The sequence below is a fragment of the Chitinophaga agri genome (genome assembly GCF_010093065.1).
Classification (GTDB): Bacteria; Bacteroidota; Bacteroidia; order Chitinophagales; family Chitinophagaceae; genus Chitinophaga; species Chitinophaga agri.
The window spans coordinates 2,537,212-2,550,515 of the sequence record NZ_CP048113.1; the positions used below are offsets into that span (position 1 = coordinate 2,537,212).

A 13,304-nucleotide genomic window follows, 5' to 3' on the forward strand; every position below is an offset into this window, starting at 1 on the left:
AGCACTATTTACAGTGCCTGACGGCCTGTAAGTGGGTAAATTGAGGATGATATGGATAATAACATACAGTCCATTAAAAACAGGTTTGGCATTATAGGTAACTCGACTGCATTGAATTATGCATTGCAGGTAGCAGCACAGGTGTCTAATACGGACCTTACTGTGCTGATAGTCGGGGAAAGCGGCGTTGGTAAAGAAGCGTTTTCAAATGTTATCCATTCACTAAGTGCCCGTAAACACAATCCATTTATTGCCGTCAACTGCGGCGCTATCCCGGAGGGAACGATCGATTCGGAGCTGTTCGGACATGAAAAAGGTTCCTTCACCGGCGCGGTAGACAGCCGTAAAGGATACTTTGAAACAGTGAACGGTGGTACCATCTTCCTCGATGAGATCGGGGAAATGCCACTGGGTACGCAGGCCCGCCTGCTGCGCGTACTGGAAACAGGAGAGTTTATCAGGGTAGGTTCTTCCAAAGTGCAGAAAACAGACGTACGGGTGGTGGCAGCGACCAACAGGGACCTGCTCGATCATACCCAGGCGGGTAAGTTCAGGGAAGATCTTTATTACCGTCTGAATACAGTGCCGATCAGGGTACCCGCCCTGAGAGACAGGAAAGAGGATATTCCGCTGCTGTTCCGTAAATTCTGTGTTGACTTTTCAGAGCGTTATAAGACACCGGCGATCCAGCTGGATGACGAAGCACGTAACATTCTTGTGAATTATCCATGGAGAGGTAATGTACGTGAGCTGAAGAATATGGCAGAACAGATCTCTGTGCTGACCCAGGACAAACTCGTCAATGCACACGAACTGAGAAGGTTCCTGCCAGAGGTGACGGAAGCCTCCAGACTGCCTATGATCGCGGCACCAGCAGCTAAAAGTAACGGCGACTTTGCCAACGAGAGAGATATTCTGTACAAGCTGTTCTTTGACATGAAGAAAGACGTGACAGAACTGAAAAAGATGTTCTTCGACATCCTGCAGAACCCTGCTGTCGCACATGCCGGCAATTTCCAGGATAATCACGTATTACACAGCTTCCATCCGCAGCAGGAAGTAACAACAGCAGCAGTATCGGTACCAACCGCTATTTCATCGCCGCAGCCGATCATTTTACAACAGGATAATAACAAGATAGATCACCACGAAGAGGTGGAAGAAACATTATCCATTGCCGACAAAGAGAAGGAACTGATCGTCAAAGCCCTGAAAAAACATAAGGGCAAAAGGAAAGATGCAGCACTGGACCTCGGTATCTCCGAAAGAACGCTGTATAGAAAATTGAAAGAATACAACATTAATGAATAAAGTGGTTGTCTGCCGGGCATACCTTTCCCGGCAGGCAGCCTTAATACAAGCACGATGATCAGATTACTTCAGGGAATAGTTACCATCAGCTTATTACTGGTACTGGGAGGATGTTCTGTTAAATACTCCGCTACCGGTGCGAGTATCGAACCAGGCGCCAAAACAGTGAATGTTCGTTTCATTGAGAACAGGGCACCTATCACCAATCCGACTATGAGCCAGAACCTGACAGAACGTTTACGTACGAAGGTACAGGCACAGACCAAACTGGTACAGATCAATGAGGAAGGAGCAGATTACGAGTTCAAGGGAGCAGTGACCAGTTATTCCTTCAGCAATGCCGCGGTAACGAATGTTGACCAGGCAGCTACTTCCAGGCTGACGGTGACGGTTAACATCACATTTGTTAAAAGAATAGGCGACAAAAAAGGTTATACGCAAGCATTTACCCGTTCGGCTGACTTCTCGGCTTCCCAGCTGCCAAGTGCAGTAGAAAACGGGCTGCTGGAGAATACTATTCTGCCGCAGATCGTAGATGATATTTTCAACAAAGCGTTTGCTAACTGGTAAGTATTACAAAAACTTTCGTATTTAACTTTTTTTCATATTTTAGCAGATATGACCGCAAACAGGATCGTCCAACACATATTCCAGCAACCTGATATTAAACAGGTTGACGAGTCCGCCCTGGAGAGGCTGGTGTCTACTTATCCGTACTTTACAGCTGCCCGTCTGCTGCTGGCACGCAAGCAATATACGGTACATAAGAACCTGCTGTCACCGGCAGTAAAGAAGGCACAGCAGTACAGCAACAACATGCATTACTTCTACCGTTTTGTCACAACAGACGAGAAAAGCATGGCCGTTGCAGAGCCGGTAACAGCGCCGGTTGAGACAGCGGAAGTGTTGGCTGTCACGCAGCCGGAAACGGCACCGGTTGAAGTACCGGTACCTGTCAGTGAACCAGTGGCAGAGGTGGTAGCACCCGCTCTAGCACCTGCTACAACGGCTCTACCCGCTACAGCAGAGCCGGAGGCAGTGACAGCACCCATCAATGCGCCAGTAGCTGAAGAGATCATACCAGCTCCGGCAGAGACGCCTGAAGTACCGGTAGCCGCAGCTAAACTGGTGACGCCAGCCCCCGTAGTAACGGCGCCAATACCGGAAGCGATCACGGAAATACCGGTTGTGGAGACACCTGCACCTGATCCGATCCCTGCATTTATACCAGAAGCGCCGGTTACGGCAGCAACGATCGCCACAGAACAGATGGCCAATCCGGTAATGGAGATCAATATACCCGTAGCAGAAGCTGTATCTCCTGTTGCGGAAGTCCCCGCAGCGGAAGTGATGGCGCAGGAAGAAGAGATCACGGTCACTGAAGAAGAGGTTATTGCAGCACCTGTTCAGGCAGCCGCAGTAACAGAGACGCCAGTACAGGCAGCGACTCCTGCCGAACCGGTATCAAGACCTTCAGACGAGACAGATTCGATCAAGATATACCCACTGGACACTTCCGCTCCGGCAGAAGGCGCACTGACATTCCAGCCTTTATACAGTGATGACTATTTCGCGTACAAACGCCTGAAAGATCCTGTAAATGCAGAGACACTGAGTGATAAAGGTGCGGCAGAAATGAAGAGCTTCACTTCCTGGCTGAGAGAGATGAAAGACACCTTTGCGGAGAAAGCCAGCAAGAAATGGTACCAGGAACAGATGCATCGCAGTTATGAGGATGCAAATCCGGAAGTATCAGAGGCTGTTGAGAAGATGGCGATGAGCTCTATTACCCTTAATAATGATATTGTTTCTGAGACACTCGCAGAGATCTGGGCCCGCCAGCAGCAGTATCAGACAGCAATACTCATATATCAAAAATTAAGTTTGCTTAATCCCAACAAAAGCGCTTATTTTGCGCAAAAGATTAAGGAACTTCAGTTACTAACAGAAAAAAGCTAACTTATAATACTATGTTATTGATTTTCGGCATTTTAATCATCCTGGCCTGTGTGCTTTTGGGCTTCTTCGTACTGGTACAAAACCCAAAAGGTGGTGGTTTAAGTGGTACATTAGGTGGATTTGGTAACCAGGTGATGGGTGTACGCCAGACTACCGATGTACTCGAAAAAGGTACCTGGATACTGTCTGCCATCATTGCCGTACTGTGCCTGACATCTTCCCTGTTCGTTACAAAAGGTATTGCTCCTGACACCAGGAAATCTATCATGGAACAGAATGTAACTGTACCTCCTGCTCAGGCACCTGCTCCGGCTAGTACTCCGTTGCCAGCACCTGCACCGGCACAGCAATCTAAATAATTCTCGCTGTTAAGCTATTTCAGAACCTCGCCCTAAAAGCGAGGTTTTTTATTGAATACCATCCTATGGCAAAAAAAAGCAACGCAAAAAAGAGTCAGACTAAGAATGTATGGATGAAACGTTTGCTGGTGGCTGCCGCTGCAATTCTGGCCGGCCTGCTGGTATACGTAGGATATCGTGTGTTTGGACCTAATACAAAAGCCTTTGGCGACAGCAAATTCTTCTATGTACGTACTGGCAGTACCTATAAAGCAGTGTTAGACGGACTGGAAGAACAGGAGATCATCCGCAGCCGCACCAGCTTTAACTGGGTAGCGAAGGAACTGGGTTATCCCAACCGTGTAAAAGCTGGTAAGTACAAGATCAGCAGGGGCATGAGCAATTTTGACATCGTTAAAATGCTGCGTTCCGGTCGTCAGACGCCTGTTACCCTGACCATTACTAAACTGCGGACCAAGCAGGACCTGGTAAAAAAGATCTGCTCTAACCTGGAAGCAGACTCCGCCACCTTCCGTGCCCTGTTAAGCGACCAGGTATACCTGCGTCAGTTCGGGCTGGACACCAACACGGTAATGAGTGCCTTTATGCCGAACAGTTACCAGTTTTACTGGAACACCAGCGCCGAGAATGCCTTCAAAAAGATCGAAAAGGAATCTGCTGCTTTCTGGACAGATGCCCGTAAGGCGGCTGCCCAGCGACTGGGACTGACACCGGTACAGGTGACCATCCTGGCCTCTATTGTGGATGAAGAGACCAACAAAAATGATGAGAAACCACTTATTTCCAGTGTGTACCTGAACCGCTTCCGTAAAGGTATGCGTCTGCAGGCCGATCCGACCGTGAAATTCGCTTTACAGGACTTCTCTATCAGAAGGATCAGAGAAGGGCATATTGCCTTCGAATCGCCTTACAATACCTATCAGGTGACCGGCCTCCCTCCGGGTCCGATCTGTACGCCTTCCATCAAATCAATAGAAGCTGTACTGAATACACCGGAAACTGATTATATCTATTTTTGTGCGAAGGCTGATTTCTCCGGATATCATGCATTTGCTGCTACCTACGCTGAACACATGAAAAATGCGCATGCATTCCATCAGGCGCTCAATGCGAGGGGTATATAACCAGTCATAAACAATGCCATTCAGACCAGAACAGATCATCTTAGCATCCAGACCTTTCCGTAAACTGGTAAGCATCAGCAAAACGCTGGTATTGCCAGGTTTCGAGGGAGTGCCGCTGTATGATGTGATCAAATTCTTTCTGAAAGAAATGCATAATCAGAGCCTGGGGGAAAGGGCAGCAGCTATCTCATTCAACTTTCTGCTGGCCATTCCCCCATTCTTTATCTTCATGTTCACCCTCGTGCCCTATATCCCTATGCAAAATGTAGAGGCAACGTTGTATGAACTGGCAGAGGATGTTACTCCTAATTACAATACCTACATCATCATACGCGACATGATCCATGACTTCCTGTACACACACCGTAACGGGTTGCTGTCTATTGCCTTCGTCATGGGATTCTTTGCTTCTTCGAATGCGGTGATGGGGATCGCCAGATCGTTCAATAAAAAGCTTCCGGGCTTCCGCCGGCGGAAGTGGTGGCAGAAGCGTTTAATGGCGCTGAAACTAACCGTCATTCTCATTCTGCTGCTGTTGCTCACTGTCATACTGATCATCGCGCAAGGCACCGTACTAGACTTTGTATTCAACCGGCTGGGTATTACTGATCCGCGGATCCTGTCGTTGGCTGATGTAGCGCGCTGGGTGCTCATAGGGTTGCTATTCTTCTCTATGTTGTCAGTCATTTACCGGTTCGTACCGGCAACAACAAAGAAATGGAAGTTTATTACTGCAGGATCGACGTTTGCTACGGTGCTGATGATATTGGTGACAATATTGTTTTCATTCTTCGTGAATAATTTTGGCAACTATAACAAGATCTACGGATCTGTTGGAACGATCCTGATTCTGATGTTATCCGTGTATTTTTATTCTTTTATTCTGCTGATAGGATTTGAGCTCAATGCGAGTATTCGTATCCTGAAAGAAATTGCAAATATGCGGAAAGAGGATCTGCCGCAGGAAGTGAAGTAAAGGTTTTGATCTGAAAACTTAAGAACAAAGACAGCCTGCGACGCGATATCGACCCTTTGTGACGTGGAAACAACAGCCCGTGTACTTTGTTGAAAACCGCGTTGAAATACTTGCTGATATCGTGATATCGGTCACAGCCCAAGGCAGCACCCATCACAGGAAGCGCCCCCTCTCCTGTTGTACCGGCAGTTGTGACAGCAAATAATTTACCCGCTAATCCTTTACACTGAACAATGTCAGGTTTATAAAAGCCTGATAATACGGAAAACTTCACACATGGTAGGAAAGTACGCTTGCGAATACACATGTACACTGCCAGGCGGCAAAACTCTCGCAACGTACCTGCAGCCCTTCACCGTAAATTGCCTGAAGAAGGGCTACTGGTTTGAGTAAAACTATGATCATTGAAATAACGGGGTCGAAAGATCAGGAGATGGAAGCTGGCATTGTAATCAGATGGTTTTCAACCCAATGCATGCGCAGACAAACTGAATGGTGCCTACAGAATAGTACATTCCGGATGTAGGTTGGCCGTGTTTTTTACGATACAAAATATTGGATGTCAATGGGTATAAACCTGCAAGAGCGATGGTAGGACGAAAAGGCTGAAATCCTTACCCGTGGGAGGATTCTGGGCAAAGAGATGTGAAGAATAAAGGGCATAAATTAGATAAAAACATCACATATTTTGTATCTTTGTAATGGAATCTCAGGTCGGTTCCAGGCATTGTTTCACCTTTTATGCCAACATGTATAAAAGGGATGTAGTTAACCTGAAACCTATATTTATGAAAACACTTAACTGTCTACTTTTGATCAGCGTCTGGCTTGTGGCCATGCGTTCCCCTGTTGATCTCCCACTGGAGATAGGCGCGCCGTTGCCTAAGGCGGACCTGGTATTGCAGGACTGCTCGGGTAAAGAGATCACATTGAATAAAGCCAGGATGAATAATGGTCTGCTTGTAATGTTCTCCGGCAATACCTGCCCATACGTTGAGCGCAATCAGTTGCGGACACAGGAAATATGTAAGTATGCGCTTAGCAATAACATCGGCGTGGTGCTGATCAATTCCAATATCGCTGGTACTGATGAAAAAAGCGTGCTGACGGCGATGAAAACATATGCGAATGGTCAGCAGTATAACTGGTATTATGTAGTCGATAAAAAAGCGGAATTAGCGGATGCTTTCGAGGCGAATCATGCGCCGGAATGTTATCTCTTCAATCAGCAGGCAAAACTGGTTTATAAAGGCGCTATTGATGATAATCCGGGGAATGCAGAAGCAGTGAAGATGCGGCATTTGCATACGGCGATCAATGAAATGCTGGCAGGGAAAACGGTGAAAGTGAATGCTACGACGGCACTGGGGTGTAATATCAAGCGGTTTTAGCGAAACATAGAAAAAAGCCTGGCAGCATGATACATCTGCCAGGCTTTTTCTGATAAAACACTTATCCTTATTATGTCTACCAAACCATAAACAACGCATTCCCGAATAACAGTTTCCCATTCTCCCAGAAACTCCTGAATAACGGATCATCTGCCATCATCACGATCCTGCCCTCTCCCATTTCCTTTACACCAAACAGCAAACCATCTTTCAGCTTCTTACGCGTCTCCGTACCTACGAACCCACTGAGATAATTATCCTTCTTAATGATGCCGACATTCCAGCCGCCATCTTCGAGATAATCATATATCCTGCTGTCCTGTTTAAGGGTATAATAAACCGCAGGAAAGCCGAAAGCCAGCGGATGGGTATTATCTAACTGTACTTTGTAAATGGCGCCGGGAATAGCCTGTTTTACTCCTTCCCTTTCACGGTTGGCATAAGACTTCAGGAGTGTGTAGTCATCCTTTTTCTCCTCCTTGTCTTCTTCCGTTTTCTTCAGGTGAATACCCCAGTCCAGTGAGGCGATCTGCGCCAGTGCCTCCTGCATAACGATCAGTTTACCACCAGCGTTGATCCAGTCCCTTAGCTTATTGGAGATGTCTTTATCTGACAGATACCTGTAGTTACCATCGGGAAGGATCAGCACATCCAGGGCTTTCCAGTTGATAGCAGGTAGCTGCTTTATATCCACGACTGTCAGTGGATAATTGATCTGTTGCTCAAAGAAATGCCATACTTCTCCTGCCGCGAGGGAAGAGACGCCCTCGCCCATTACTACAGCTACCCGGACCGGCTTGATGAAACGGACCTTTTCCGAGCCGAAGTCCACTCCTTTTTCCACGAACCCCGTGGCAACTGCATCCAGGGTTGTTTTATAGGTATTGGCAAGATGCACGACCTGTTCGTCAAACTGTCCGTTGGCGGCCTCATTGCCTGAACGGGTGATGATCAGTGTGCCGGCCGGAAATGTTTTACCACCTGCCATGAAATCACCTTCTGCATATCTTACGCGAATACGTTTCTGCAGTAATGCGGAAAGAAAACGCACGTCCTTGATGCTGTTCCAGCGTGCCAGGTAAGCATAGGGACGGGTAGCTACGAGTGCTGTGTTTACAGTTGTCTGCAAACTATCCTTTGCTGGTGTGAGTAACTGCCGCAACGCGTATGTCTGCAACCCGTAAGCATAAGGTAACGACCATGCGGTGATATCATAGGTAACTGAATCGGATAAACGGGAATCAGGTTCAAACAACACTTTCAGCAAATTAGACCTGGCCTGTGCGGCACTGATCACCATGTCTTCCTTATCGATAGTGAAGTTTTCCGTTTTGCCATTGAAATAGTTAAATCCGTTAGCCTTTCCTACAGCAGCACCATATCCGAAGCGGATCCCGTTTTTGTTCAGCAAAGCCCCCAGGGAAGCCAGTTTTTCATTATTCCCCGCTGCTTTCACTACATATGACAGATAGGGGCCATCCGGTGTATGCACCGCATCATAAAAGTATTTCGAAAATTCTTTCAGCAACTGTGCTGATTCCTGTGAAGCAATTTCAATAGTAGATAAACCTGTCGTACGGTGATGTGCAATACGCTGAGATAAAGTCAGTGTATCACCATCCTGTTTCAGTCCGGCAAGACCGGCCCTTCCGCCGCCGCCCTGTTCATAGGTCATACCGATAGCACCATTGTAGGTAGGATAGGTATCGCCATAACTGGGATAAAACATATCGAAAAATTCTTTCGTAAAATACAGCCAGCCTTCCTGATCGAAATAACGTGCATTGTTCTTTCCGATCAACATCTGCATGCTGCGCTGCCAGGGTTTGATGATGTCATGAAATGGCTCCGCTGCCGGCGCAAAATAATAAGGCGCATCGATCGACTGTTCATGAAAGTCTACATGCACCTGCGGCATCCAGCGGCTATACTGAACAACACGCTGCTGCGACTCGACCTGCGTTTGCCATGCCCAGTCCCTGTTCAGGTCAAAGTAATAGTGATTGGCCCTACCTCCCGGCCACGGCTCGTTATGCTCTCTTGCAAACAGCAGGGGATCTGCATAACGGGTATGCACCTGGTTGTAAAAATTGACATAACGTTCCCTTCCATCAGGATTCAGGCAGGGATCAATCAGTACTACGACATTCTTCAGCCATTCCTGCTGTTGTGTATTGGCCTTGTTCGCCAGCATGTACAGCGTGATCATCGAGGCCTCTGTAGATACCGCCTCATTACCATGTACGTTATAACTAAGCCATACAATGGCAGGATCACCGGCGGCAGGTTTCCCGGTGCCATTAGCAATGTCAATGTTGTGTTGTCTGATCTGCTCGATTTTGCCGGTATTCTCGGCAGAGGAAAGGATCGCCAGCATCAGCGGACGGCCTTCGTAAGTAGTACCGTACTGGATCAGCTGCATGTTGGGTGTCACAGCGGCGACAGCTTCGTAGTAAGCTAATACGCGATAATAGGGCGTGAATTGTGTCCCGAGCGCATAACCCAGAAACTGATCAGGAGTAGGCAGTGTCTGGGCATACCCGATCTGTATCATGAGCAGTATAAGGGATGATAGCAGGAATTTGCGCATAATATGCTTCTGTTTATTTACCTAAGGTAAACAATTGCAGACTTATACGCGGAGATTGTGTGGATGGGTTAACGGGGTTCTATACTTTCTCCTATCAGACCGAAATACTGGACGCATTCCAGTTTACCATCCTGCCGGTAATAGCGGAACTCTCCTACCCGGTTGTCCTCATGCCAGTGGCCGGTTTCAGATAAGGTACCATTCTCATAAAAGACAGTACCCGGTCCCTCTTTATGTCCGTAATGGCGGAAAAACACTTCTTTTACTTTACCATTGGTAAAGTAAACCTCAACTTTCTCCTTATTGGGATCGTCTGAAAAACCATATACCTTCCAGCGTATACTGCCGTTTTCCTCACGCATCACCTGGCGCAATAGTTGCCTGTTAGGTGCTACGGTATCCGTACAACTCCAGGCGCCTGTTGTCAGCGATAGTAATGATAATCCTGAAAGTAATCTGCTGTATTTAGTCATAGAAATATGTTCACCAGGCCTACAATGCTGGTATTGCCCTCTAAAAGCCCTACCCAATATATACAAATATCCTAATATAAAGAAAGTGCAGGTAACAAAAATCGCTTACACAATTGTATAAGCGATTTTCGTGCCTTTTTATTGTGTTGACTAATATTTGATATTCACAATGTTATAAATTCAGTTCCAGTCTTGCGAACAGGAAACGTCCATTGTAACCAAACTGGGTCGCTCTCCTGGAATACCTGAACTGATTATTTGTGGTATTGGCTGGGTTCGTTACCAGATCGGGATATACATCCAATACGTTGTTTGATCCGGCACTTAGTTTAAGCGCAGGCGTCAGCTTATAACCAACAGCCACATCCGTCACCACCTTTGCAGAGAACGTCTGGTAGAAGTTAGGATCATTGGTTGCTTCTTCCACACTGCCGAAATGCACGTTACGCAGGAAGGCGTTGAACTTGCCGATATTATAGGATAATGTCAGGTTCACTTTTTCACGGGGCACGCTTCTTTCCAGGTAAATGCGGCTTGCCCGGCTGAAGTAGATATGCTCTTTTCCCTTTAGTTTTTCAGATGCCTGGATATCACCTACCCGCTGCGTATAACTATAGGTACCAGACAGGTCAGCGCGGAAGGTGCCTGTTCCCAGTCGGGTGCTATAAGTCAGTACAAGGTCTATCCCTTTCGTTTCCGAGTTGATGGCATTCGCGAAGAAAGCCGCCCTGTTGGCATTAGCAAGGGACAGTAACTGGTATATTTCCTTATCGATCGCTGATGCAGTATCTGCATTACTACCCGAAAACTGGTCCGTATACACGATACGATCATTAATTCGGGTGAAGTAACCGTCCAGGGTCAGATTGAATTTTCCGAAACTACCGGTGAAGCCTGCACTGACGCTTCTTGATTTCTCCGGTTTCAGTTCCGGAATACCCAGTAGTTGTGCCGGGCGACTGTCGTTGGTGAAAGTACCTACTTCATACGGCACCCCATCTACGAATAATGTTGATGTGGAAGAATAGTACCGCTGATGCAGGGATGGCGCCCTGAAGCCCGTACTGGCTGATGCCCTGATAGCAGTTTTGTCACTCAGCTTGTAACGGGTGGTAAGTTTACCATTTAAGGTACTGCCAAAGTCATTATAATTTTCAAAACGCAGCGCACCGCCAAGCAGGAAGGCACGGGAGAAATTTGCTTCAACGTCCAGGTAACCAGCTATAGCGCTGCGGGTCGCCTTGATCGCGTTTTCAGGACGGAAACCAGGAAATACCTGCGCACCACCAGGTCTTGCAGAACCGTCAGGACCGAAAATAGTGTTAATAGCGCCCTGAGGGTCCGGTATCAGGATATCATTGCCATTAGCATCTGTGCCGATCCTGGTAGCGCGGCCATAATCTGTATAAGAGTTCTCTGCCCCGGCTACCAGCTGATATTGTTCAAACCGGTGTTCTGCACCGAAAGCAACATCCACACCCTGGAGCACATCCAGCCGGCGGGAAAAATCGAGGTTGGTAGTGTTCTGGGTGAAGACCGGCCCTCCACAGGTAAAGCGTGTGGGAGACGCCTTTTCCAGCGAAGCATTCAGCGAGTTCTCCACTTTGAAGCCGAACTCGTTACGACCGTAGGTGTTACTAAAGTCCACTTTCCAGTCACCAATATTACCCCGTATACCTCCAGCGAAAGAGCGGTCGTAGATATCACTCTGGATCTGCGGCAGGAATCCCAGCGGATATATTTCTATGATGTTCCGGCTATCATGTGGCAACCGGTATACTCCGGCAGCGTTCCCATTGCGATAACCGACTCCTCCGAAGAAATACACTTCTGCATTATTCTCCAGCGGTATGCTGGCATTCATAAACAACTGCGCACTGCGCAACCTGGACTGCCCTGCACGCATACGGATATCATTGCGGGTAATGTTGTTGGCGACCAGAAAAGAGTCTGTCTTGTCCACACCACCGGGATATGTTCTGTAGATCGCCCCGACCCACGGTCCTGAGCGGTTAGTGTAGTTACGGTAGTCGTAAGAACCTCCGAAATTGATGTAACCACCTTTCTGTCCGACAGGAATACCATAATTGACACCCGTCTGAACGGTCTGTCCGTCGATATTGTCATCCGCCTGGGCCGTCACATTAGCACCGGTAGTGACGTTGACAGTCAGTCGGTTGACCGTACTTTTCAGTATAATATTGATCACACCAGCGATCGCATCAGAACCATATTGTGCGGCAGCGCCATCACGAAGTATCTCCACACGGTCAATTGCGGCTGTTGGAATACTATTCATATCTGTACCAACGGCGCCACGACCGAACGTACCGTTCACATTAACCAGGGCCGTATTATAACGACGTTTACCATTTACCAGCACCAATACCTGATCAGGACCAAGCCCGCGGAGAGAAGCAGGATCAATATGGTCTGTACCATCGGCCACCGTCTGCGTACCGGAACTAAACGAGGGTGCTACGTAGTTGAGTATCTGGTTAATTGACACCTGTGGGGCATCCGCAGCGATCCTCTTGATATCAATGACATCAACAGGCACAGGAGTTTCTGTTTGTGTACGTGGCAGGTTACGGGAACCCAGTACGACCAGTTCATTCATCGTAGTACTGGCGGCAAGTACCACATCAGCGGTGACTGTTTGTCCCGCGGCAACGGTAACTGTTTTTCGCTGCGGGACAAATCCCACATAACTGATGATCACCGTATGCGTACCAGGCACTATCTCGACAGAGAAGCGTCCCTGCGCATTGGTGTATCCACCTTTATTGGAATGCTCAATATGTACAGTAGCATTGGCCAGCGGCACTTTGCCATCTGTAACAGTACCGGTGATGGTGCCTGTCTGGGCATAAGCGGCTGTTGACATGCATAGAAAAAGAAGAATGGGAAGCACACAGCTTCGCAGGCGGGTTACAAAGTGTAACATAGGGTCTGATTTAGATTTTAGGTTTAAAAGATGTCGGTTATCCGGGTTTATGGTGCTTTGAGTTGTTCTTATTGGTTATGATGCGCTACATATATCGTCACGGGCCTATGTCTACCTGTAAAATACTAATTTGGGAGCGCATTTTATAATAACTTGCAAATATTCCATTCACGA

General features: G+C 47.5%; 10 protein-coding genes. 7 read left to right on the plus strand and 3 right to left on the minus strand.

The annotated features are described in order from the left end of the window. Positions 1–51 precede the first annotated feature (51 nt). The 7 genes from GWR21_RS09805 to GWR21_RS09835 all read left to right on the plus strand — a co-directional run bounded on the left by GWR21_RS09805 (position 52) and on the right by GWR21_RS09835 (position 7,120). Positions 52–1,311, plus strand: a complete 1,260-nt coding sequence (locus tag GWR21_RS09805) for a sigma-54 interaction domain-containing protein (RefSeq protein WP_162331564.1) — start codon at positions 52–54, stop codon at positions 1,309–1,311. A gap of 54 nt (positions 1,312–1,365) precedes the next feature. Further along, positions 1,366–1,881, plus strand: coding sequence for an LPS assembly lipoprotein LptE (gene lptE / locus GWR21_RS09810; protein WP_162331565.1), 516 nt, complete (start codon positions 1,366–1,368; stop codon positions 1,879–1,881). 48 nt (positions 1,882–1,929) lie between these two features. After that, positions 1,930–3,270 carry a hypothetical protein gene (locus GWR21_RS09815; protein WP_162331566.1) on the plus strand — a complete coding sequence of 447 codons (1,341 nt, stop codon included), beginning with the start codon at positions 1,930–1,932 and terminating at the stop codon, positions 3,268–3,270. A gap of 11 nt (positions 3,271–3,281) precedes the next feature. Next, a complete protein-coding gene (secG, locus tag GWR21_RS09820) occupies positions 3,282–3,629 on the plus strand; it encodes a preprotein translocase subunit SecG (RefSeq protein WP_162331567.1) in 348 nt (115 codons plus the stop codon). A gap of 65 nt (positions 3,630–3,694) precedes the next feature. Next, complete coding sequence (gene mltG, locus GWR21_RS09825) at positions 3,695–4,753, plus strand: endolytic transglycosylase MltG (RefSeq protein ID WP_162331568.1); 1,059 nt, start codon at positions 3,695–3,697, stop codon at positions 4,751–4,753. 13 nt (positions 4,754–4,766) lie between these two features. Next, positions 4,767–5,729, plus strand: a complete 963-nt coding sequence (locus GWR21_RS09830; protein WP_162331569.1) for a YihY/virulence factor BrkB family protein — start codon at positions 4,767–4,769, stop codon at positions 5,727–5,729. Between the two features lie 788 nt (positions 5,730–6,517). Continuing rightward, a complete protein-coding gene (locus tag GWR21_RS09835; RefSeq protein WP_238430286.1) occupies positions 6,518–7,120 on the plus strand; it encodes a redoxin domain-containing protein in 603 nt (200 codons plus the stop codon). Between the two features lie 76 nt (positions 7,121–7,196). Here the strand turns inward: GWR21_RS09835 and GWR21_RS09840 are convergent, their stop codons facing one another. The 3 genes from GWR21_RS09840 to GWR21_RS09850 all read right to left on the minus strand — a co-directional run bounded on the left by GWR21_RS09840 (position 7,197) and on the right by GWR21_RS09850 (position 13,130). Beyond that, positions 7,197–9,710: a M14 metallopeptidase family protein gene (locus GWR21_RS09840; RefSeq protein ID WP_162331570.1), complete on the minus strand. Its 2,514-nt coding sequence runs from the start codon at positions 9,708–9,710 to the stop codon at positions 7,197–7,199. A gap of 68 nt (positions 9,711–9,778) precedes the next feature. After that, a complete protein-coding gene (locus GWR21_RS09845; protein WP_162331571.1) occupies positions 9,779–10,183 on the minus strand; it encodes a toxin-antitoxin system YwqK family antitoxin in 405 nt (134 codons plus the stop codon). Between the two features lie 172 nt (positions 10,184–10,355). Then, positions 10,356–13,130 carry a TonB-dependent receptor gene (locus GWR21_RS09850; protein WP_162331572.1) on the minus strand — a complete coding sequence of 925 codons (2,775 nt, stop codon included), beginning with the start codon at positions 13,128–13,130 and terminating at the stop codon, positions 10,356–10,358. Positions 13,131–13,304 lie beyond the last annotated feature (174 nt).